This window comes from Alitiscatomonas aceti, assembly GCF_025567195.1.
Taxonomy (GTDB): domain Bacteria; phylum Bacillota; class Clostridia; order Lachnospirales; family Lachnospiraceae; genus Alitiscatomonas; species Alitiscatomonas aceti.
This window is the reverse complement of sequence record NZ_JAOQJF010000005.1, coordinates 59059-81118: the sequence shown is the minus strand read 5'-3', so window position 1 is coordinate 81118 and position 22060 is coordinate 59059. Positions and strand designations below refer to the sequence as shown.

Here is a 22060-nt window from a genome sequence, read left to right as displayed (position 1 = left end):
AATGCAGGCTTTCCGGCGGAAACGCTGCGGAGGCCTGCTTTTTTATACCATATGTATGGGAGGAATCAGCATGAGAACAGAGATCCAGGATTTTATTGACCAGGAGGCGCCGTCCGGGCTCCAGCTGTCTCCAGATGGCCGCTTCGGGGCCTTTGTGGTGACGAAGCCGGATGGGGAGGAAAACTGCTACCATTCCTGGCTTCAGGTGGTGGATGTGGAAAATGGGACCGTCCGGAAGCTGACCAGTGGAAAAAAGGAGAAGAGCTTTGCCTGGGAGGACGGGGAGCAGCTTTTCTTTGTGGGAAACAGGGAAAAAGACAGGAAGGGAGAAGCTCTGCTTTACAGGATTTCCGTTGCCGGAGGCGAGGCCGAGCTTTGCGGGACCCTTCCCAAGGGCACCAGAAAGATCCGGTGCCAGAACGGGATCCTGTACTGCCTGGTCCATGAACATTATTATGAAAAGGAAGAGGATTATGAGGTCTTCGACGAGATCCCCTTCTGGAGCAACGGTGTGGGGATCGTCAATAAGGTCCGGGACCGGCTGTACCGGTATGATCTTAAGACCGGAGAGGCCAGAGTCCTGTCGCCGGAATATGGCCAGGTGGAGGCCTTCTGGGCTGAGAATGGGACCGTATTTTTTACCTGCAATATCTACACCGGGAAAAAGCTTCCGCAGAACGGTCTTTATGAGTATGTGGAGGAGACGGACACCGTGATCCGCCATCTGGACCAGGGGATGTTTTCCATCAGCTACGCGTGCAGACGGAATGGCCGGGTGGAATTCTTAGGCTCTGATATGAAGCGGTTCGGCTACAATGAAAATCCGGATCTGTATGTGCTGGAGGACGGGGCTCCCAGACTGCTGGCCCGCTACGATTACAGCGTGAAGGAGGGCATGTGCCGGGATGGGAGGATCTATGTAAACAGCACCGTAGGGACTGACGTGATGCTGCAATGCTTTGACATGGATGGAAACGTAACGGCTGTGACGGACCGCGCTGGTACCGTGGAGTCCTTCGATATCTGCGGCGGCCGGATCCTGTTTACAGGCATGAGGGACCAGGGGCTTTCGGAGGTTTACAGCCTGGAGAACGGGAAGGAGACGTGCTTTACGGACTTTACGGCCCGCTGCTTAAAGGAAAAGGAAGTCAGCCCCATCCGCCATTTTACCTTTACCCATGAGGGACTGGAGCTGGATGGCTTCGTGATCCCGCCTGTGGGCTTCGACCCGTCTGATACGGAGAAAACGTATCCGGGCATCCTGACCATCCATGGCGGTCCCAAGGCCATCTACGGGGCCACATACAGCCATGAATTCCAGGTCTACGCGTCCCGGGGGTATTTTGTATTCTTTATGAATCCCACAGGCAGCGACGGCCGGGGCAATGCGTTCGCGGATATCGTGGCAAAGCAGGGCTCCATCGACTATGAGCAGCTCATGGCCTTCACAGACGAGGTCTTAAGGCAGTATCCGGCCCTGGACGGAGACCGTCTGGGCGTCATGGGGATCAGCTACGGCGGCTTTATGACCAACTGGATCATCGGCCATACGGACCGGTTCAAGGCGGCTGTGCCCCAGTGCTGCATTGCCAACTGGATCACCAAGACCAACACCACTGACATCGGATATGCGTTCAATACCACCCAGCTGGGCGGGGACGTATGGGAAAATTATGATAAGATGTGGGAGCTTTCGCCCTTAAAGTATGCAGACAGGGTAAAGACGCCGTCCCTGATCATCCAGTGCGATGAGGACTACCGCTGCTGGGTAGCAGAGGGAGTCCAGATGTTTTCCGCACTGAAATATCATGGGGTTCCGGCAAGACTGCTCATGATCCACGGCGAGCACCACAGCGTTTCCAGGCTTGGAAAGCCGAAAAAGAGGGTGCGCCGCTTAAATGAGATCGTGAGCTGGCTGGATACGTATTTAAAATAATCCCTGGATCAGGATCACCAGGATCAGTACCGGGAGGACAAAGCGGAAGTAATTTTTAACCAGCTTTCCTCCCGGCATTTTCATGCCCTCGCCTTTGTTGGCTTCAGACAGGTAATTGTCAAAATCCCAGCCCCATTTTGTGACGCAGAACAGCAGATATACCAGGGAGCCAAGAGGCAGCAGCAGATTGCTCACCAGGAAGTCCTCGGTATCCAGAACATCCCGTCCACCGATGAGGCGGAGATCGCTCCAGACATTATAGCCCAGTACGCATGGCAGGCTTAATACCAGAATGAGGACACAGTTGATGAGGACTGCTTTTTTCCGGTCCCAGCCGAAATTGTCGATGCAGCTGGCCAGCAGGTTCTCAAATACGGCAATGACCGTAGAGAAGCTGGCGAAGGTCATGAACAGGAAGAACAGGGCTCCCCATACCCGTCCGCCGGCCATATTGGCAAACACGTTGGGCAGGGTGACGAAGATCAGCTGCGGACCGGAATCCGGCTGTACGCCGAAGGAGAAGCAGGCCGGGAAGATGATGAGTCCTGCGGACAGGGCTACAAAGGTGTCCAGGATACAGATGCTGACGGATTCACTGGCCAGAGTCCGTTTTTCTTCCATGTAGCTTCCAAAGATCTCCATGGCCCCGATTCCCAGACTCAGGGTAAAGAAGGACTGGTTCATGGCTGCGGTGATGACGTTGGGGAGGCCCACCTGGGCAGCCCGTTCAAAATCTGGGAGCAGGTAGAAGGCCAGGCCCTCCTTTGCCCCGGGCAGCAGCATGCTATGGACGGCCAGCACCAGGATCAGGACGAAGAGGCAGCCCATCATCCATTTGGTGATCCGCTCCAGGCCGTTTCTGAGACCCAGGCTGCAGATCAGAAAGCCCGCGATGACGGTAACAGCCATCCAGAGGCCCATCTCCATGGGATCGGCCAGAAGGGAGCCGAACACGCCGGAAACGGCTTTCGTGTCCAGTCCGTGAAAGGTTCCGGTGAGGAACTTAAAAAAGTAGCTGATCATCCAGCCGGAGACTGTGGTATAATACATCATCAACAGGTAGCATCCCAGCATACAGAACCAGCCGTGGATGTGCCATTTACTTCCGGGCTTTTCCAGGGCCTTATAGCCGTTTACGGCGCTCTTTCTGCTGGCGCGGCCCACGGCCAGCTCCATGGTCAGTACGGGAACTCCCATACACAACAGGAACAGGAGGTAGAACAGCACAAATACACTGCCTCCATTTTCTCCGGCCACATACGGGAAACGCCATACGTTTCCGATGCCGATGGCACAGCCGGCGCTGACCAGGATAAAGCCAAGCCGGGAGCCAAAACTTTCACGTTTCATTTTCTTATTCCCCCTTTATTACTGTTTCATGATAACGTGCCATACTATGATAGTAAAAAAAGGGAAAAAATGCAACGGTAGTTGATGCATTTGTCGGAAATGCTGGTTTTTTTGCGATATTTTTGCGTTTCTTTAGCGGGTTCGTGGTTGTAATTCACTGGGAATGTTGCTATAATGAGTGGCTGTTTGAGGAGAAAAAACGAAAGGGAAAGGTGGTCCAAAGTGAGTGAGATGATCCCGTTATGGCTCTGCATCCCGTTTGCAGGCCTGCTTTTATGTATTGCCGTACTGCCTCTTATAAAGCCCCACTGGTGGGAGGAGCACCAGCCCCATGCTGTGGCCTTCTGGTCCCTGCTTTTTGTGGTGCCCTTCGCGCTGATGTACGGTGTATCCCATGCATCGGAGACGGTGCTGGAGTGTATGATCAATGATTATCTGACGTTTATCGTCCTGCTGTTTGGCCTGTTCTGTGTGTCCGGAAATATCACCATGTCCGGTGATCTGGCAGGCTCACCCAGGATCAATGTGGGACTTTTAGCTCTGGGAACCATCCTTTCCAGCTGGATCGGCACCACAGGCGCCAGTATGCTGATGATCCGTCCGATCATTAAGATGAATGCATGGCGGAAGCACCGGAGGCATATCATTGTATTTTTTATTTTCCTGGTGTCCAATATGGGCGGATGTCTGACTCCCATTGGGGATCCGCCGCTTCTGATGGGCTTCATGCGGGGTGTGCCGTTTTTCTGGAGCCTCCATTTAACGCCGGTCCTGCTGTTTAATATGGCATTGCTGCTGTTTATTTTTTACTGGATCGACCGGAGGGCCTACCGGACCGATATTGCAAAGGGCTTAAAGCCGGATATCAGCAAGCCCGGTACGGAGATCAAGATCCGCGGGGCCCATAACATGATCTTTATCGTGATGATCGTGGCCGCTGTGATCTTAAGCGGGACCCTTCCAAGCCTTCCGATGTTTCAGGATGCGGAGGGGAAGGTGCTGGGGATCCACATCCTGGGGGAGGTGGTCTTAAGCTATCCGGCAGTCATCGAGATCGCCATTATCCTGCTGGCGGCCTTTTTATCCTTTAAGACCACAGACGCGTCCATCCGCCGGGAGAACCATTTTACCTGGAGCGCCATTAAAGAGGTGGCGGTGCTGTTTGTGGGGATCTTCATCACCATGCAGCCGGCCCTGATGCTGTTAAAGGCCAGCGGGCCGAAGTTAGGGATCACGGATCCTTTCCAGATGTTCTGGGCCACAGGGCTTCTGTCCAGCTTCTTGGATAATACGCCCACCTATCTGGTGTTCTTAACGACAGCCGGATCTCTGGGCTTTACCGGCGGCATGATGACGGCTTTGGGCTCTGTTCCCATCAAAATGCTGGAGGCGATCTCTGCCGGAGCCGTGTTCATGGGAGCCAACACATATATTGGAAATGCGCCCAACTTTATGGTCAAATCCATTGCGGACGAAAATGGTATCCGGATGCCGTCCTTTTTCGGCTATCTGATCTGGTCCTTCGGGATCCTGACGCCGGTGTTTATCCTGGATACGCTGTTATTCTTTTTATAGGAAGGGGGAGGAATCATGTCAATGAACCGAGAAGAGATCAAGGAACTGGCAGAGCATATTTATGACCTGGATGCGGAAGTCTATATCCATCTGGGCTCCTCCCTGGGACGCGTGTTCAACCGGGACAGGGAACTGTGCGTCAATGAGCTGACAGAGCTTCTGATGACCCGGCCCCAGGGCCACGTGGTGCGGAGCGAGCTGGCATTGATCGCCAATATGGCCAGGACCCTGGAGGATAAGGAGGAGCGGAAGCTCTGTATGTCCGAGTATGACAGGATCTTAAAGGAGGTCATGAGCCTTCCCACCAGCTTTGCCCATGGAGACGTGCTGGATCCGGATCTGGCGGAGCTGAATGCCTTTAATCTGAAGGAACGGTTCTCCGACCGGGACCACCTGATCGTCTGCATCAGCTGGACCTATGGCAGCGGCGGAAATGAGGTGGGCTTCCGGCTTTCCGATAAATTGAAGATCAGCTATTATGACGCCGAGATCTTTGAAGCGGTCTTAAAACGGCTGGACGCAGAAAAAGATTCCTTCCATGATACAGCGGGATATGCCAGCGAGGTGAAGGATGAGATCAGCCAGAGCCCGGCCAGTGCCTTTGCGCCGGCGAAGAAGCTGACTCTGAGGCAGAGGTTCCGGGAGTTCAGCCGTTATCACGGCCTGTCCAAGCGGGATGCGGTATTCTTTAACCAGAGCGATCTGCTTTGCGATATGGCGAAGAAGGAGGACTTCATCATCATGGGCCGCTGCGGCGATGCCATCATGACCAATAATAAGATCCCCCATATCAGTATCTATATCACAGCCCCCTTTGAGCAGAGGGTCCGCCGGGCTGTGGAGGTCAACAGCGGACTGGATGAACGGAAGGCCAGAAGGCTCCTCCACCGCCTGGACCGGAGGCATTCCCGGTATTATAATTTCTATACGGGAAGAAAGTGGGGCCATGCCAATAACTATGACCTCTGCATCAACACCGCCAGCTACGGGATCGATGGTACCGTGGATTTCATTCTGAAAATGATCGATGGAGGAAGAAAATAGGAGCTGCCCGCCCCGTCCTTTGGACGGGGCTTTTTTGCGTTATGGGGCGATCCAGGGGCCACTTCAGGCCTCGCTGTTGGGCATAGAAGGGACTTTTTTCTGCTATGCCCAAAATTCCAGTGTTTTTTGGGCATACACGAAGAAAAACGCAGTATACGCCCAATCCGTTGGAAAAATCCAGTGGAAATCCAGTGAAATTTCAGGTTTCCCCAGTAATCTCTGGGCACTGTGGAAAAAAACGTGCATTTTCGCCCAATATTTTTGATGATACGGGTAGGGGGAATGTGAAGGATGGGAGAATGTGAAAACCAGCCAGAATGGCCGGATCTCGCTGTCCGCGCGTGCTCTTATAGGAAATACTGCCGCACCAGAGCCTCGGCCGTTTCTGTGTTCAGGGGATGCTCCTGGGTTTCATAGGTGGTGATAAGCTGGATCGAGGGGATGATCTGAAAGGAAGTGTACAGCTGGAGCTTTGAAAAGGTGCGGGCAGCGTAGGACGGCTGATCCATCATGCCGAAATGCTCCCAGTAATACGTTTTTCCGCTGGAGGGGTCGCGGATGGTAAAATCCGGGTAGATCACAGTCTTTCCCAAAGTGAGGGCGCATTCGTACCGGAAGGGGACCTGGTTAGTATACAGAACCATGTCGATGATCGCCTCAGATTTGGACCGGACCAGGTGGCCGGAGGCACATTTATGGATCCGCTGCTCCGGAAACAGGGGATTCTGGTCATAGGGGGTCGCTGCCCACTGGGCCAGCTCCGGGGACAAAGGGGTAAAATAGGGAGCGAGAAGCGGCTGGTAAGCGGGATTCTCCAGATAAGCCTGTACAGCCTGTTCAGCGGCCTGGCTTTTCCGGGCAAGATAAGAGTCAAGAAAGGCACGTCTGGCCTGGAGGGATCTTAACAGAAGGGAAAGATATTTTCTGACAGCCAGTTTTTCGGCCATAGGACGGGCGCTTTTGGGAAGATAGGAAAGCCCGTCTCCGCAGTTCCAGTACCATTTCCAGTAATTTCCATTACGGGAACAGACAAGGCTGCCGTCCGGGAGAGCCTGGAGGCGGCGTTTTACATCTGCGATCTCAAGCTCCAGCTTTTTTAATTCATCGTTTATTTTATCCATAATTTAAAACCTCCGGATGAAAAGATAATAGAAGTGGTGTAAAGACTGGTCTGCGATCCCGGGAGATCCCGCCGCAGGGGCGGGGCTCCAGGGAACGCATATAGACTGAAAGACCGGGCCCAAAGGCCGGATGAAGGGCCGCGGCTTCCGGGAAACCCGTCCCAAGAAGCCTGTCCCGGGGCGGCCGGCCGGAACGCGGGCCGCAGAGCCGGACATATTCCCTGGCCTATGGCCGGATGGACGCCTCCTGATAAATCTCATGGAACATCTTTGCCAGGGCCATGGTGGCCTTGGAGCGGTATTCGCCGGCGGGATAGGCCAGGGAGAGATCCAGAAAGAGCCCTTTCCGGCCCACGGACAGATATTCCACGCCTGGGGCCTTCACCATACAGGAATGATACGTAAAGGAAAGGGCGATCCCCTCCCGGGCCATGGCGGCAGCGAAGGGGGCGGTGATATTGGTATTCTGGGCCAAGGGCTCCAGGCGCAGATCCTCGAAGGCCTTCCGGATCATGGAGCCCAGGATGGTCCTTGGCGGTCCCAGGATACACTCGAACCGGGCGATGTCCTTCAGATCGACCCAGCGTGTCCCGTCTTCCTCCCGGTGAACGAATTCCATGACAGGGTGCTCCGAAACAGTGACCAGATAGATCTCATCCCGGGTGAGAAAATCCAGCTGCTTATGGAGGCGGGGGCTGGGAAGGGCCAGGAGCGCCATGTCCAGAAAGCCCTCCAGGATCATTTCCTCCAGATACATACTGTCTTTTTCTGTGATCTCCACATGGATCCGGGGATACCGGTCACGGAACCGCTTGAGTACAGGCGGCAGCAGATAAGTGCCCCGGAAGGTGCTGATCCCCAGCTCGATACGGCCGCCGGAAAGCTCTTCGATATCCCACAGCTCGCTTTGGGCCCGGTGGTACTGGAGGAGGATCTGGCGGGCATGGTTTAAAAATACCGAGCCGGAGGCCGTAGGACGGACGCCCCGTGAGGTCCGCATAAATAAAGGCGCTCCCAGCTCTGCCTCGTAGAGCTGGAGGAACTGGCTCAGGCTGGACTGGGCCATATATAGCTTTTCCGCCGCCCGGGAAATGCTGCCCTCGTCGGCAATGGTCACGATATAATTCAGCTCTTTCAGATTCATAGGACTCCTTTCACGGCAGCTCTGCCATCGGTTTTTCCGATATAAACTATTTGATATTTTATATTTCTCTAATTATGGGAATAGTATAAGATAAATATTGACAGAAAGCAATTCCATATGAACGGATGGATGAACGAATTGCACAAATGAAAAGATTGGAAGGGGAAAAGAAAATGAGTAAAGTGTCAATGAAAGGCGTCATCGACATGCATGTGCACACGAATCCGGATCTGCGGCTCCGGGCGTATGACGATTTCGAGATGATGGAAGCCGGGATCCGCGTGGGTGCGCGGGCCATTGTGTTAAAGACCCACCAGGGAACCACCATGGACCGGGCCTACCTGTGCAACCGCCACAACGAGATCGTCCATGGAAAGACCAACAATTTTACCATGTTCGGCAGCATTACCTTAAATAAGGTGGTGGGCGGCATCAACCCCAAGGCTGTGGACGTGGCCTTAAAGCTGGGAGCGAAGGTCGTGTGGCTTCCGACCCAGTCGGCCAGGAACCATATGGTGAAAAACAATCTGGATCCGGCGGGCTGCGTGGACGTGGTGAGAGACGGAAAGGTGGTTCCGGAGCTGAACGACGTGTTCGGTCTTATCCGGGATCATAATGCAGTGCTGGGGACGGCCCATGTGTCTCCGGAGGAGGCCTTCATCGTAGTGGAGGCGGCCAGGAACGCAGGCGTTAAGAACATTGTGGTCACCCATCCCGAGTGGTGGATCGTGGACATGAGCGTGGAGGACCAGGTGCGGATCGTAAAGGACTATGACGTGATCCTGGAGCGCTGCTACGCCCAGAACATGGGCGGCGGAAAGTATAAGAGCAACCTTCCGTCCAACGTGGAGATCATCAAAGAGGTGGGCTACCAGAACGTGATGGTGGACACCGACGGCGGCCAGACGGAAAATCCCCACTGGGAGCTGGCCATGGAGGAATACATGCAGTATCTGGTGGATCACGGGATCCCGGAGGAGCACGTATACCATATGACAAGGACCATCCCGTCCCGTCTGCTGGGACTGGAGGATTAAGATACCGCATTTAAGGAGGAAAATGATATGATCAGCGTTGTTCTTGTGGCATCCATAGCCCTGGCCGTCGTGCTGGGTTACAAGACAAAGATCAATACGGGATTTTTCTGCATCGCATTCGCATACCTCATCGGATGCTTTGCACTGGGCATGAAGACGAAGGAGCTGATCGCCTGCTGGCCCACCAGCACCATGTTCGTCATTCTGTCCGTATCCCTGTTTTACAATTTTGCAGCCATCAACGGAACCCTTGAAAAAATGTCCTCTGCCCTGCTTTATGCATGCAGGAGCTTTCCGGGACTCCTTCCCTTTGCCCTTTTCTTCGTGGCAGTGATCCTCTCTGTCATGGGAGCGGCATACTTTACCGTACTGGCTTTCCTGGCCCCCATCACCTTAGTGATCTGTGACGAGGCCAAAATGGATAAGCTCACCGGAGCCGTGGCCATCAACTGCGGCGCCCTGGCAGGCGGAAACTTCCCCACAGCGGCCCTGGGCGTTGTATTCCGCGGTCTGATGGAGACTGCTTATGAGGCGGAACCGGCCCTTACGGCTCCCGACTCCTTCAGCGAGGAATTTAAGATCTTCGGCTTTGCCATCGTGTTCTCCCTGATCCTCATCGCCATCTTCCGCTATGGCTTCAAGGCCAACCGGAACATAGGAAAGGGGATCACCTTTAAAAAGCCGGAGCCCTTTGATAAAAAACAGAAAATGACTCTGAACCTGATGCTTCTTATGATGGCAGTGGTGCTGGTATTCCCCTTATTAAAGCTGGTAATGCCGGGCAATGGCGTGATCGCAGCCATCAGCAGTAAGATCGACGTGGGCCTGGTGGCAATCTGCTTCACCGTGATCGCCCTTTTAATGAACCTGGCCCCCCAGAAGGAGGTCATCGCCCGCGTACCGTGGAACACCATCATCATGATCGCCGGAGCAGGCATGCTGATCGCAGTGGCCGTTAAGGCAGGCACCATCGACGCCCTGTCTGCATGGATCGGCTCCAACGTACCGGTGGCTCTGGTCCCCATCGCCTTCAGCCTGGTGGCAGCGTTCATGAGCTTCTTCAGCTCCACCACAGGTGTGGTGGCCCCGGCCCTGTTCCCGCTGATCCCGGCCCTGGCCGTGTCCACGGGACTGAACCCGGCTGTGCTCTTTGCCTGCACGGTCCTGGGCGCACAGTCCAGCGCCATCAGCCCGTTCTCTTCCGGCGGCAGCCTGATCCTGGGCTCCTGCGGAAACGAGGAGGAGAGAAACGCATTGTTCAACCGCCTGTTATTTGTGGCCGTACCCATCAGCGTTGTAAGCTGCGCAGTCTATAACGTGATCGTAGCCATGGTTCTTTAATTTAGGAGGAATATGGAAATGGAAAAGATTCAGATGAAGACTCCCCTGGTGGAGATGGATGGAGACGAGATGACCAGGATCCTCTGGCAGTACATCAAGGATGAGCTCCTTACGCCCTTTATCGACTTAAACACAGAATATTATGACCTGGGCCTGGAATACCGGGACAAGACCAACGACCAGGTGACCGTGGATGCGGCAGAGGCCACAAAGAAGTACGGCGTGGCAGTAAAATGTGCTACCATCACCGCCAACGCGGCCCGGGTAAAGGAATACGGCCTGAAGGAGATGTGGAAGAGCCCCAACGGCACCATCCGCGCCATCTTAGACGGCACTGTGTTCCGCAGCCCCATTGTGGTCAAAGGCATCGAGCCCTGTGTGAAGAACTGGAAAAAGCCCATCACCCTGGCAAGACACGCCTACGGCGACGTATATAAAAACGCGGAGCTCAGGATCCCCGGCGCAGGTGAGGTGAAGCTGGTGTATACGCCGGCGGACGGCTCTCCGGAGGAGACTCTTTCCGTCCATGCCTTTGAGGGTCCGGGCGTGGTCCAGGGCCAGTACAACCTGGATGATTCCATTGAAAACTTTGCAAAGAGCTGCTTTGAGTATGCACTGGAGACGAAGCAGGATCTGTGGTTTGCCACAAAGGATACGGTTTCCAAGAAATACGACCACCGGTTCAAGGATATTTTTGCAGAGATCTACGAAGCGTCCTATAAAGAGAGATTCCAGGCCGCAGGCATTGAATACTTCTATACCCTTATTGACGACGCCGTTGCCCGGGTCATGAAGGCAGAGGGCGGATTTATCTGGGCCTGCAAGAATTACGACGGCGATGTGATGAGCGACATGGTCTCCTCCGCCTTCGGCTCCCTGGCCATGATGACCTCGGTTCTGGTATCCCCCAACGGATATTATGAGTATGAGGCGGCCCATGGAACCGTACAGCGCCACTACTATAAGCACTTAAAGGGAGAGGAGACCTCCACCAATTCGGTGGCCACCATCTTCGCCTGGTCCGGAGCGCTGAGAAAGCGCGGCGAGCTGGATGGAAACCAGGAGCTGGCAGCCTTTGCGGACAAGCTGGAAAAGGCCACCATCGATACCATCGAAGGCGGAAAGATGACGAAGGACCTGGCCCTTATGACCACCCTTCCCAACCCCACCGTGTTAAACAGCAGGGATTTCATCCTGGCCATCCGGGAAAAGCTGGAGGCCATGCTGTAACAGACGACAATTACCCAATATTGGATACATACCTTATATACCCCCAAATACCCCAACAGGAAACTCTCCCAGACAGCCATGGGCTGCGGGAGAGTTTTCTGTATGTAAAAGATGAATATAAAAATATATTGACAATTTTGGAATGGATAGGTATACTGGTACAAAATTACCGCCGGACAGCGGAGAGGGAGGAAGAGCAATGGAAAGAAATGGAAGTGTCAGCTTAAGGCCCTGGACCATGGAGGATAAGGAGGATCTGGCAAGGCTCTGCAATGGTGTGGACCGGTCTTATGTAAGGAACAGCCTGCCGTTCCCATATACAGAAAAGGACGCAGAATGGTGGATTGGAATGACCCTGGACCGTGACGGGAAGGATGGGGTATTCCGGGCTGTCTGTCTGGATGGAAAGGTCGTTGGAAATATCTCGGTGGAGCAGGGAACGGACGTTTACCGCTGCGGCGCGGAGATCGGCTATATGCTGGACCGGGGCGTCTGGTCCCGGGGGATCATGACAGAGGCAGCAGGGCTCATATGCAAAGAGGCATGGAGGCTCCTGGATATCCTCCGGATCACCGGACGGGTCTATGAGCCAAATAAGGCATCCAGGCGGGTCCTGGAAAAGAACGGCTTTGAGCTGGAGGGGCTTTTAAAGCAGGCGGTGGATAAAAATGGGAACATATATAACCTGTGCATTTACGGGAAGGTGAAGCCATAAAGAGGAATGAGCCGGGGCAGAGGACCTGACAGACAGCGTTTCTGGCTCCAGGACAGAAAAAGGAGGCGTATCCTACGCCTCCTCATCGCTCCGGCCGGACCTGGCCTCTTCCAGATAGTTATACAGAGTGTACTTGGAGATCTGAAGCGTCTCGCAGAGGAGAACGCTGGTCTTTGAGATCTTGAATACGCCCTTCTGGTCCAGGTAGTCCAGGGCTTTTATTTTTTCTTCTTTATTCATCAGGGACATGGGCTTGCCCACCAGGGCTTCGGCCTGGTTCATATAATACTGGAGGATATCGTCCACGTTTTTCGTCGCCAGGGCGTCCATATCGGTGGCCGGGGGCGTGTGGATATCCGTAGCCGGGTGCTGGATGAAGGCCTGTAAGGCGTTCTGTGCGATCAGAAGCTGGGACACATCCAGGTTGACGCAGACAGAGCCGATGATCTTCCCGTTTTCATCGGGGATCAGTGTCGTAAAGGATTTAAAAAAACGATCCTTGGGCCCGTTGGAAAAGGTCTGGATACTGTCCTTTAAGGGCTCAATGCTCTTTCCGAACTGGGTGATCATACCACCCTTGGGAGAACCGCCCACGTGACGGCCGCTTAAGTCTGCGTTCAGCGCGTACACGATGGTATGGTCGTAGCCCTTCCGGTAGTCATGGATGAGGATCTCGCTGTCCTCACCAAGAAATTTCTGGAGCCCCTCCAGAAAACGGATCAAAAAGTCAAAGTCCAGGTAGTTTCCTATCTCCACAATGTTCCCCTTTCGGTGCTGGTTCAGATTTGCCTGTCCAATGCGGACATCATATCTATTATAATTCCGCAGAGGCCATTTGTCAAATTCCGGAGGACGCCGGAGGCTGCTCCGATACAGGATACAGGGTGATGATGTCCATGACATCCCGGGTCCACGGTTCCTGGCCGGAGAAGCCGCACTGCACCGTTTCCCCGTCGGAGTAAAGGGTCAGGTCTCCATAGAAATTATTCACATGGAGAAGATCTCCCGTTCCCGTATCTTTGGAGGGAAAAAGAACAGATTCAAACCGGAACAGGACGATCCACTGGAAATCACCTTCGCTGTATCGGTGGGTTTTTGTTCCGCGGGGGAGGAGATTCCCCAGTTTTGTCCGGAAGGCAGGGGAGCCAAACAGCCGGAGCGCTTCTTTAAAGTGCGGGTCCTCCGGTGTTATGAGGAAGCGGGTGTCCTCTGCCTGTATTCCTTCACTGTAATATCCGTGGATCTGGATACACTGGTCCAGGTCCAGGAACGGATACCGCTGGGCGATGGTCCGGGGGCGGGTATAGATGGCTGCGGCCAGAAGGCCTCCCGCCAGGATGGCTGCGGCAGCCAGACATTTTGTTTTTTTCTTCATAAGGTCCTCTCCTTTCACGTCCCCCTCCGGGGGAATTAAGCGCCTGGATTTTCGCGGTAAACGCAGAAACCAGATTCGCGATAGTATACGGTCTGTTTACACAGCCAGTATACCATCTGGAAGAAAGCCTGGGAACCCAGGCTTGTACATAAATTCATACAGAAAACCCCTTGACAACCAGAAAGGGAGACAGTATAATGAAATCATCCAAACAATTTGGAATCCATACAAACTTTTTGTAATACCATACAGTTCTCCGTGTGAGAGATGCCCCATTCCGCAGAGTGGATGCCTGCGGATCAGCCATCCTGGATCTTTTCTCCAATCTTTTTGATCCGGATGCTGCCGTTTCCCATGAGGAGGGGAGACCGGGGCAGAAACAAATCAATGCTGCAACAGAAAAACAGGCCACGCGTAAAAAGCGCCGGGCCTGTTTTTCTGTCTGAAAAAATAAGAAGAGCATCTGTACTGTGTCCCGAAGATGAAGTATAATGGGAGCATATAGCAGAACAGGAGGCGGAAGGCCATGACAATATCCCAGTATTTTCCCATTTATGACCAGCTGGACAAAGCAGACCAGGAAAGGCTCGATTATGCGGCGGTGAAGCGGAGGGTTCCAAAAGGCACGCTTCTCCATGGCGGAGACGGCGTATGCACCGGCCTGCTGGTGATCGCCTCCGGCCAGCTCCGGGCCCATATGATCTCCGAAGAGGGGAGGGAGATCACTCTGTACCGGCTGTTTGAGCGGGATATCTGCCTGTTTTCGGCTTCCTGCATCATGAGCAGTCTCCAGTTTGACGTGTTCATCTCTACGGAGAAGGACACGGAGCTCTGGATCATCCCGCCGGATTTTTATAAGGGGCTGATGGAGCGGTCGGCCGTGGTGGCCAACTATACCAGCCAGATCATGGCGTCCCGGTTTACGGATGTCATGTGGCTCATGGACCAGGTGATGTGGAAGAGCTTCGATAAACGGCTGGCGGGCTTCCTTCTGGAGGAAAGCGTCCTGGAGGAGACGGATACCCTTAAGATCACCCATGAAAAGATCGCCAGCCATATGGGTACCGCCAGGGAGGTGGTCACCCGGATGTTAAAGTATTTCCAGACCGAGGGCCTGGTACGGCTTTCCAGGGGGGCTGTGGAGATCCTGGACCGGAAGGGACTTTCCCGCTTATTTTCCAATGAATCTTAAGATCTCCTGTTTTGGCATGGCGCCCATGGTCTTACGGACGACTTTTCCGTTTTCCATGTAAAACAGGGAGGGAATGCTCATGACGCCGAACTGTCCGGCCAGCTCCGGTTGTTCATCCACGTTGATTTTTCCCACCCGGATCTCCGGATGGTCCTCTGCGATCTCATCCACAATGGGGGATACCATCCGGCAGGGGCCGCACCAGGACGCCCAGAAATCCAGAAGGACAGGACGGTCGCTTCCCATGATCTCCTGTTCAAAGTTTTCGCTTGTGATATTCATAACTGACATAGAAAAACCTCCTTGTGGCTGATCGTTTATTTTCGTTCTTTATATCTGTATCATACCAGAAGGAGGCGGGGGCTTCCGTGACAAGATCACAAAAGCCCATGCCGGGCCGCCCGGGGCGGTACGGACTGGAAAATCAAAAAAGGAGGAGCAGAAACATGAACTGCAGACCAGAGGACATGCTTGTATATGCGGTGACAGACCGGGCCTGGTTAAAGGGGGAAAGCCTGAAGGACCAGGTGGAAAAGGCATTAAAGGGAGGAGTGACCTTTGTGCAGCTCCGGGAAAAAAATCTGGACCGCCGCTTATTTTTAGAGGAGGCTGCGGCCATAAAGGAGCTGTGTGATTCCTTCCATGTTCCCTTTGTCATCAACGACGATGTGGAGATCGCCCTGGCCTCCGGGGCCGACGGGGTCCATGTGGGCCAGAAGGATATGGACGTAAAAGAGGCCAGAAGGCGTCTGGGGCCGGGAAAGATCATCGGCGTGTCCTGTAAGACCGTGGAGCAGGCAAAGGCGGCGGAGGCCGGAGGGGCCGATTATCTGGGCGTGGGAGCCATGTATCCCACAGATACCAAATCGGATACCTCCCAGGTAACGGTGGAGACCTTAAAAGCCATATGCCGGGCGGTGGATATCCCGGTGGTGGCCATCGGAGGGATCCGGGCGGACCGGATCCAGCCTTTAAAAGGGACCGGGGCCGACGGAGTGGCCGTGGTCAGCGCCATTTTCGGCCAGCCGGATATTGAAGCGGCCGCCAGACGGCTTAAAGAGACGGCGGAGATGTATCTGGGAAGGCACAGACGCCGGAAGACGGTCCTGACCATTGCGGGCAGCGATTCCAGCGGCGGGGCCGGGATCCAGGCAGACTTAAAGACCATGCTGGCCAACGGTGTTTACGGCATGAGCGCCATTACGGCCCTGACGGCCCAGAATACCACAGGGGTCTCCGGGATCTTTCCTGTGACGCCGGAATTTTTAGCCATGCAGATCGACAGCGTCTTTTCGGATATCCGTCCCGATGCCGTAAAGATCGGGATGGTATCCTCAGGGGAGCTGATCCGGGTCATTGCAGAACGGCTTTCCTATTATAAAGCGGAGAACATCGTGGTGGATCCGGTGATGATCTCCACCAGCGGCTCCAGGCTCCTGGACGAGGATGCTGTGGGAGCCTTAAAGGAGCTCCTTCTGCCTATGGCTGCGGTGGCGACGCCCAATATCCCGGAGGCGGAGGTGCTTTCTGGGATCTGCATCCGGTCATCTGAGGACATGGTCCGGGCGGCGGAGATCATAAGCCGGGAGTACGGCTGTGCTGTTTTATGTAAGGGCGGTCACCGGTTAAACGATGCCAACGATCTTTTGTACCGTGACGGCGGCTTTTGCTGGTTCATGGGGCGGCGGATCGACAATCCCAACACCCATGGGACCGGCTGTACGCTGTCCAGCGCCATTGCCTCAGGGCTTGCCAGGGGATACAGCCTGGAGCAGGCGGTGGAGAGGGCCAAGGAGTATCTGTCCGGCGCGCTGGAGGCCATGCTGGATCTGGGCTCTGGTTCCGGCCCCATGGACCATGGGTTCCAGATCCCATAGGAACCGTCTTTACAAGGAGGACGGGTCTGTGATATAGTTGACTAAGTATTTAGAACTGCATACACTGGAGGAAAAATCATGAATTTTTTGGAAGAACGGATCCAGAAGGACGGGATCGTAAAAGAAGGAAATGTATTAAAGGTTGACAGCTTTTTAAACCATCAGATGGATATCCGTCTCCTGGAGCAGATGGGAGAGGAGTTCAAGCGCCGCTTTGCAGACGTACAGGTGGACAAGATCCTGACCATCGAGGCATCCGGGATCGGCATTGCCTGCATTGCCGCCAGATATTTCGATGTGCCGGTGGTATTTGCCAAAAAGACCCAGAGCATCAATCTGGACGGAGAAATGTATGTGGCAGAGGTGGAATCCTTTACCCATAAATGCAAAAACCAGGTCATCGTATCCAAAAAGTTTTTAAAGGAAGGGGAGCATGTGCTCCTGATCGACGACTTCCTGGCCAACGGCTGTGCGCTTCAGGGGCTTTTATCCATCGTAGCCCAGGCTGGAGCCATTACAGAGGGGATCGGGATCGCCATTGAAAAGGGCTTCCAGAGCGGCGGCCGGATCATAAGAAACCTGGGCTACCGTCTGGAATCCCTGGCTATCGTGGATGCCATGGACGCAGAGACGGGAACGGTAACCTTCCGTGAGCAGTAGGGGGCGGAATCCGTTCCTTCTGCTGATCCTGGCAGCTTTTCTGGTGATGAATGTGGTGGGGACAGGTCTGACGCTTCGGGCCTGCCCCCAGTTTTCTATTTCCAGGGAAGCGCTTCTGGGGGAAAATGGAAGGAACCTAAAAGAATTTGAACTGGGAGAACGGGGGGAGCTGACGTCTCTTTCCAGTGATCCGTGGATCTATTACGCCTTTGGAGAGCCGGTGAACGTCCGGTTTCTTACGGTGAAGGTATCTGGTGTAGGAGGAGCCGGCTCGGAGGCCCAGCTTTATCTGATCCCGTCGGCGGGCTACCGGACGATGGCGCTCACAGACGGAAGGCTCTCGGCCCGGTTCGGCCGTGCCCAGGGGTACCGGGGAGTCAGTGCCATCCGCCTGGATCTGGCCACGGAGCCGGGGGCAGTGCTTACGGTTGAGGGCGCGGTGGTCAACGACCGCCTGGCAGTGATCCTGGATTTTCAGAAGCTGTATCTGTCCGCCTGGGCTCTGGGGCTTCTGGCGGTCCTGGAAGTACTGGGATGGAGGCGGCTTTTCATGCTCCGGCAGGAGGAACGGAGGGGATCCTCTGGGAGATCCGGACCGGCGGCCATGGGCTTTCCAAGAAAATGGCCCCCCATCCTGGCCGCTGCGGCGCTACAGGCAATTTTAAAGGCCGGGATTCTGTGGACCCTCAGAAAACCCCTCATGGACAATGACGGAGCGGGACGTCAACATCTTTTGTGCTGGATGTTTGTTCTGGGCCTGGAGGTCTTTACCATTATGTCCCTGCATCTGGGAGCGGGAAGAAAGAGGAAAAACATATGGTACGGACTGGGACTTGCGGTCCCCTTTTCCTTCGTATGGTTTTCGGCGGCCGAGCTTCTCAACCTGGCAACCTTTGACTTCCAGACGCCGCTTTATCTGGTCCTGAACCTGGCCCTGTGCGCCCTGGTCCCGGCGGTATTTTTACTGGTCCTGGGGAACGCAGCCCTGGCCTTTTCGGGAGCGGCTCTGCTCTTTGGGGTGCTTTCGGTGGCCAACCATTATTACGGCGCGCTGAGGAACAATCCCCTGGAATACTTTGATATTGCCAATGCGGGGACGGCTGTCCATGTGCTGGGGAATTATTCCCTGGCTCCGGATGGAGTGTCGGCGGCTGCGGTCCTGGCCCTTCTGGTGACGGTCCTTACGCTGTTTTCTGCCCTGGGCACAGCCCGGTGCGAAAGAAGGCTCAGAGGGTTTCTGGGAAATGTGGCCCTGGCGGCTGCGGCGGCTGCGGTCTTTGCGGTGAAGCTTCCCACCTTTGACAATTTTTCCAATCTCCAGATCATTACCAGCGAAAAGGGATATCTGCTCTCCTTTGCTTCCTTTATAAAGATGGGAAGGGTAAAGACGCCGGAGGGCTATACGGCAAAGCGGGCGGAGGAGATCCTGGAGACGGCTTTGGACAGTGATGGAACAGAGAAGGGACTTCTTAGGGAAGCCGGAGACCGTTACCCCAATCTGATCGTCATTATGAATGAGACCCTGGCGGACCTTCCGGCCATTTACGGCTTTGAGACAGACACAGACGTGTTTCCCAATATCCATTCTATGGACAATGCGGTCAGAGGAAAGGTCCTTACATCGGTTTACGGAGGAGGAACGGCCAACACAGAGTATGAATTCCTCACAGGCAACAGCCTTTATTTCCTGCCTCCTGGCAGCAGTCCCTATGTCCAGTATATGGGAAGTGTCCAGCAGTCCCTGGCCTGGAAGCTGAAGGAGCTGGGCTACCAGGCGGCGGCGTACCATCCGTACCTGCCCATCAGCTACCGCAGATCGTCGGTGTATCCGCTTCTGGGACTGGATGCGTTCTACTCAGAGGAGGACAGCCTGCCCCACGAGGAATATCTCCGCACCTATGTGAGCGACCGGGCAGATTTTAAAAATGTGATCCATCTTTATGAGGAAAGGGAGCCGGGCCGTCCATTTTTCATGTTCAATGTGACCATGCAGAACCACGGCGGATATTCGGAGGACGAACCGGCGGTGGATGTGACGGTGATGCCTGTGGATAAAGAGCTCCAGACACCGCAGATGTTAGAATATCTGTCTCTGATCCGCGAATCTGACGCGGCCTTTAAGGAGCTGACCGATTACTTCTCAGAGGCAGAGGAGGACACGGTGATCCTGATGTTCGGCGACCACCAGCCCAGCATGGACGAAGGCGTATCGGAGTTCATGGACCAGAAGCTGGAGGAACGGGACGGGGAGCTGGACTCCCAGAGGTGGTATTACGCCAGCTTTATCCTTTGGGCGAATTTTGACATTCAGGAGATGTCAGATGTGGTCACCTCCCCGGGCTTTCTGCGTCCCCTGCTGCTGGAGGCGGCGGGAGTGCCCCTGAATGCCTATGAGAGCTTCCTTTTTGAGACGGCGGCCGCCTACCCGGCCATGAACGCCTTCGGCTGCTTCGACGCCTCCGGCCAGTGGAACTCCAGGATGGAGGATGAGGAGGGGGTGCTGGAGGAATACCAGTATCTGGTGTACCAGAACGTGTTTGATAAGAAGAGCATGGGAGAGGGGTACAGATAGAGGGGAAGACGATCTTGATCCTCTTTGCAGTCAAGGTTTGTCAGTTTTTTAGAGCTTTGCCACAAGACGGTCGAAATCATTCTGATATGCCCTGTCCTGTGGCAAGTATCCGGCAGTAATAATAGTATCCAGATTGTCATGGCTGGCTGCTCCTTTCTGCCCGTAGGCATAGAAAAAGGACAGTCGGTTTTCCCGGCTGTCCCTTGGGGTGGTTTATTTAATTTTACTGTGTACTGCTTGATAAGTGGGAATCTGCTGGCTCTATAAGCGCTCCTGGTCTTTTGGTTTTTTCACTGTATGATCAACCAGTGCAACGCTTATAATAAATGCAATTACCCAACACGTCACTGTATATGCTCAGGGTATTTCTGAAAACCAAATCAATAAAATAGCAGAAGATAAGAAAGTATACTACTGTAAAGAAGACCATAAGAATCTTTTCCTTCATAACATCCGCCTTCTATCATCGAATCTCAGAATTCTGCTTTGCCTTTTTAATTCTACATACTCAAACCATCCAATACGAAAAAGTTTTGAAATATAATAAGTTTTTACGTATTAAACGTAAAAACTATTGATATCCAAGAACTTTTTCTGTATACTATGAGTAGGAAATGAGGAGGCGAGTGATATGATTATCCGGTCAGACTATATGAATACGCTGAAAACCTATCGGGATGTTCCGCTTGTGAAGATATTAGCGGGAATCCGGCGCTGTGGCAAATCCACAATTTTAGATATGCTGCGGGATGATCTGCTGGAAAGTGGGATTGCCGCAGACCATATTATCAGTATGCGATATACGTCGGAGGATTTTGATGACGGTATGACCGACAAAGATATGTATAACGGTATAAAGAGGCAAATGACCAATGAAGGGCGCTACTACCTTTTGCTGGATGAAGTACAGGAAATCGAAGGCTGGGAAAAAGCGGTCAATAGTCTGTTGGAGAATGCCAACACTGATATTTATGTGACTGGCTCCAATTCCAAACTGATGTCCAGCGAAATATCCACCTACTTGACGGGGCGGTATATTTCCATTCCGGTTTATACGTTGTCTTTTTCTGAGTATTTAGAATTCAAAAAATCAGATTCCCGTCATCTAAAGGAATTGTTAAATGAATATCTGCGATTGGGCGGTTTCCCAATTGTGGCGCTGAGCAGCTTTGATGAACGCTCCGCCTATCAGATCGTGGAGGGTATCTATAACTCTGTTATTACGAACGATATTACAAAACGGCATAACATCACGAACTTTGATTTATTTAATCGTGTTGTAAAGTATATCGTGGAAAACGTGGGCAAGACCTTTTCGGCCAATGCCATTGCGAAGTTTCTCAAAAGCGAGGGGCGCTCTCTGTCGGTGGAGGCGGTTTATAACTATCTGAACTGGCTGGAAAAGGCGTTTGTGATCTATCGCTGCCAGCGGTATGATCTGCAGGGAAAATCTGTACTGAAAACCCAGGAAAAATTCTATCTGGCAGATGCGTCCCTAAAATACTGCATCATGGGATTTAATCCAAAGTCCATAGCGGCTATGCTGGAGAACATCGTGTATTTTGAGCTGCGGCGTCGAGGCTATGAGGTCTATATCGGAAAAAACGAAACAAAAGAAATTGACTTTGTGGCAGTGCAGCGCGATGAGCGCATCTACGTTCAGGTATGCCGCAGGCTGCCGGAGGAATCTGATCGGGAAATCGCCAATCTCCTTGAAATCAGGGATCACTATCCTAAATATGTTGTGACGCTGGACGAATTGGCATCAGGAAATGTGAATGGTGTAAAAATCATACACCTGGCGGATTTTTTGCTTAGTGCTGAGTATTGAAAATATTCCATGAAATGTAGCCTCACATGAGTATGATATTGGGATCTTAGGCCTGGTAGA

At 53.6% G+C, this 22060-nt stretch carries 18 protein-coding genes and 1 pseudogene; 13 read left to right on the top strand and 6 right to left on the bottom strand.

The features are described from left to right. Positions 1-70: 70 nt before the first annotated feature. Positions 71-1936: an alpha/beta hydrolase family protein gene (locus OCV69_RS03780; protein WP_022272500.1), complete on the top strand. Its 1866-nt coding sequence runs from the start codon at positions 71-73 to the stop codon at positions 1934-1936. On the opposite strand, the gene OCV69_RS03775 is transcribed toward OCV69_RS03780, so the two are convergent. Further along, on the bottom strand, positions 1928-3286 hold the full coding sequence (locus OCV69_RS03775) for a sodium-dependent transporter (protein ID WP_158357748.1): 1359 nt from the start codon (positions 3284-3286) through the stop codon (positions 1928-1930). The two genes, OCV69_RS03780 and OCV69_RS03775, sit on opposite strands and share 9 nt — an antisense overlap. 231 nt (positions 3287-3517) lie before the next feature. Here OCV69_RS03775 and OCV69_RS03770 point away from each other — a divergent pair, with 231 nt between their 5' ends. Then, positions 3518-4861, top strand: coding sequence for a sodium:proton antiporter (locus OCV69_RS03770; RefSeq protein WP_262562988.1), 1344 nt, complete (start codon positions 3518-3520; stop codon positions 4859-4861). Between the two features lie 15 nt (positions 4862-4876). After that, complete coding sequence (locus OCV69_RS03765) at positions 4877-5905, top strand: cytidylate kinase-like family protein (protein ID WP_158357744.1); 1029 nt, start codon at positions 4877-4879, stop codon at positions 5903-5905. A 347-nt stretch (positions 5906-6252) separates the two neighbouring features. Here the strand turns inward: OCV69_RS03765 and OCV69_RS03760 are convergent, their stop codons facing one another. Further along, positions 6253-7026, bottom strand: a complete 774-nt coding sequence (locus OCV69_RS03760; protein ID WP_158357742.1) for an ATPase — start codon at positions 7024-7026, stop codon at positions 6253-6255. A gap of 226 nt (positions 7027-7252) precedes the next feature. Continuing rightward, positions 7253-8170 carry a LysR family transcriptional regulator gene (locus OCV69_RS03755; RefSeq protein ID WP_158357740.1) on the bottom strand — a complete coding sequence of 306 codons (918 nt, stop codon included), beginning with the start codon at positions 8168-8170 and terminating at the stop codon, positions 7253-7255. A gap of 173 nt (positions 8171-8343) precedes the next feature. Between OCV69_RS03755 and OCV69_RS03750 the strand changes: the two genes are divergently transcribed. From OCV69_RS03750 to OCV69_RS03735, 4 genes are all read left to right on the top strand, one after another. Beyond that, positions 8344-9207, top strand: a complete 864-nt coding sequence (locus OCV69_RS03750; RefSeq protein ID WP_158357738.1) for a DUF6282 family protein — start codon at positions 8344-8346, stop codon at positions 9205-9207. Between the two features lie 27 nt (positions 9208-9234). Further along, a complete protein-coding gene (locus OCV69_RS03745) occupies positions 9235-10548 on the top strand; it encodes an SLC13 family permease (protein ID WP_022272493.1) in 1314 nt (437 codons plus the stop codon). Between the two features lie 18 nt (positions 10549-10566). Next, positions 10567-11778, top strand: coding sequence for an NADP-dependent isocitrate dehydrogenase (locus OCV69_RS03740; RefSeq protein ID WP_158357736.1), 1212 nt, complete (start codon positions 10567-10569; stop codon positions 11776-11778). A 199-nt stretch (positions 11779-11977) separates the two neighbouring features. Continuing rightward, on the top strand, positions 11978-12493 hold the full coding sequence (locus OCV69_RS03735; protein WP_158357734.1) for a GNAT family N-acetyltransferase: 516 nt from the start codon (positions 11978-11980) through the stop codon (positions 12491-12493). Between the two features lie 72 nt (positions 12494-12565). Here OCV69_RS03735 and OCV69_RS03730 read toward each other — a convergent pair whose 3' ends face one another. Both OCV69_RS03730 and OCV69_RS03725 read right to left on the bottom strand, forming a co-directional pair. Further along, positions 12566-13249 (bottom strand): helix-turn-helix transcriptional regulator, encoded by a 684-nt coding sequence (locus OCV69_RS03730; RefSeq protein ID WP_022272490.1) that lies wholly within the window; start codon positions 13247-13249, stop codon positions 12566-12568. Positions 13250-13331: 82 nt separating this feature from the next. Then, positions 13332-13868: a hypothetical protein gene (locus OCV69_RS03725; protein WP_158357730.1), complete on the bottom strand. Its 537-nt coding sequence runs from the start codon at positions 13866-13868 to the stop codon at positions 13332-13334. A 526-nt stretch (positions 13869-14394) separates the two neighbouring features. Here OCV69_RS03725 and OCV69_RS03720 point away from each other — a divergent pair. Then, the gene (locus tag OCV69_RS03720) at positions 14395-15060 is read left to right on the top strand and encodes a Crp/Fnr family transcriptional regulator (protein ID WP_158357728.1); all 666 of its coding nucleotides are present in this window, start codon (positions 14395-14397) and stop codon (positions 15058-15060) included. On the opposite strand, the gene trxA is transcribed toward OCV69_RS03720, so the two are convergent. Further along, complete coding sequence (gene trxA / locus OCV69_RS03715) at positions 15040-15351, bottom strand: thioredoxin (protein ID WP_158357726.1); 312 nt, start codon at positions 15349-15351, stop codon at positions 15040-15042. The two genes, OCV69_RS03720 and trxA, sit on opposite strands and share 21 nt — an antisense overlap. Positions 15352-15449: 98 nt before the next feature. Here trxA and thiE point away from each other — a divergent pair. The 5 genes and pseudogenes from thiE to OCV69_RS03690 all read left to right on the top strand — a co-directional run. Beyond that, positions 15450-16103 (top strand): annotated as a pseudogene (thiE, locus tag OCV69_RS16950) (thiamine phosphate synthase); the annotation flags it as partial. Positions 16104-16130: 27 nt separating this feature from the next. Beyond that, positions 16131-16937 (top strand): bifunctional hydroxymethylpyrimidine kinase/phosphomethylpyrimidine kinase, encoded by an 807-nt coding sequence (thiD, locus tag OCV69_RS16945; RefSeq protein ID WP_252207556.1) that lies wholly within the window; start codon positions 16131-16133, stop codon positions 16935-16937. 78 nt (positions 16938-17015) lie between these two features. Further along, a complete protein-coding gene (locus tag OCV69_RS03700) occupies positions 17016-17597 on the top strand; it encodes a xanthine phosphoribosyltransferase (RefSeq protein ID WP_022272484.1) in 582 nt (193 codons plus the stop codon). Beyond that, positions 17587-20169, top strand: a complete 2583-nt coding sequence (locus OCV69_RS03695; RefSeq protein ID WP_158357724.1) for an LTA synthase family protein — start codon at positions 17587-17589, stop codon at positions 20167-20169. The genes OCV69_RS03700 and OCV69_RS03695 overlap by 11 nt, the downstream gene beginning before the upstream one ends. 631 nt (positions 20170-20800) lie before the next feature. Continuing rightward, positions 20801-22000, top strand: coding sequence for an ATP-binding protein (locus OCV69_RS03690; protein ID WP_158357722.1), 1200 nt, complete (start codon positions 20801-20803; stop codon positions 21998-22000). The last annotated feature ends 60 nt before the right edge of the window (positions 22001-22060 follow it).

Coding starts and splice junctions, on each gene's coding strand:
- OCV69_RS03770 (WP_262562988.1), top strand. CDS start 3,518: ATGATCCCGTTATGGCTCTGCATCCCGTTTGCAGGCCTGCTTTTATGT.
- trxA (WP_158357726.1), bottom strand. CDS start 15,351: ATGTCAGTTATGAATATCACAAGCGAAAACTTTGAACAGGAGATCATG.
- OCV69_RS03760 (WP_158357742.1), bottom strand. CDS start 7,026: ATGGATAAAATAAACGATGAATTAAAAAAGCTGGAGCTTGAGATCGCA.
- OCV69_RS03750 (WP_158357738.1), top strand. CDS start 8,344: ATGAGTAAAGTGTCAATGAAAGGCGTCATCGACATGCATGTGCACACG.
- OCV69_RS03725 (WP_158357730.1), bottom strand. CDS start 13,868: ATGAAGAAAAAAACAAAATGTCTGGCTGCCGCAGCCATCCTGGCGGGA.
- OCV69_RS03740 (WP_158357736.1), top strand. CDS start 10,567: ATGGAAAAGATTCAGATGAAGACTCCCCTGGTGGAGATGGATGGAGAC.
- OCV69_RS03720 (WP_158357728.1), top strand. CDS start 14,395: ATGACAATATCCCAGTATTTTCCCATTTATGACCAGCTGGACAAAGCA.
- OCV69_RS03755 (WP_158357740.1), bottom strand. CDS start 8,170: ATGAATCTGAAAGAGCTGAATTATATCGTGACCATTGCCGACGAGGGC.
- OCV69_RS03780 (WP_022272500.1), top strand. CDS start 71: ATGAGAACAGAGATCCAGGATTTTATTGACCAGGAGGCGCCGTCCGGG.
- OCV69_RS03700 (WP_022272484.1), top strand. CDS start 17,016: ATGAATTTTTTGGAAGAACGGATCCAGAAGGACGGGATCGTAAAAGAA.
- OCV69_RS03745 (WP_022272493.1), top strand. CDS start 9,235: ATGATCAGCGTTGTTCTTGTGGCATCCATAGCCCTGGCCGTCGTGCTG.
- OCV69_RS03735 (WP_158357734.1), top strand. CDS start 11,978: ATGGAAAGAAATGGAAGTGTCAGCTTAAGGCCCTGGACCATGGAGGAT.
- OCV69_RS03765 (WP_158357744.1), top strand. CDS start 4,877: ATGTCAATGAACCGAGAAGAGATCAAGGAACTGGCAGAGCATATTTAT.
- OCV69_RS03690 (WP_158357722.1), top strand. CDS start 20,801: ATGATTATCCGGTCAGACTATATGAATACGCTGAAAACCTATCGGGAT.
- thiD (WP_252207556.1), top strand. CDS start 16,131: ATGTATCTGGGAAGGCACAGACGCCGGAAGACGGTCCTGACCATTGCG.
- OCV69_RS03775 (WP_158357748.1), bottom strand. CDS start 3,286: ATGAAACGTGAAAGTTTTGGCTCCCGGCTTGGCTTTATCCTGGTCAGC.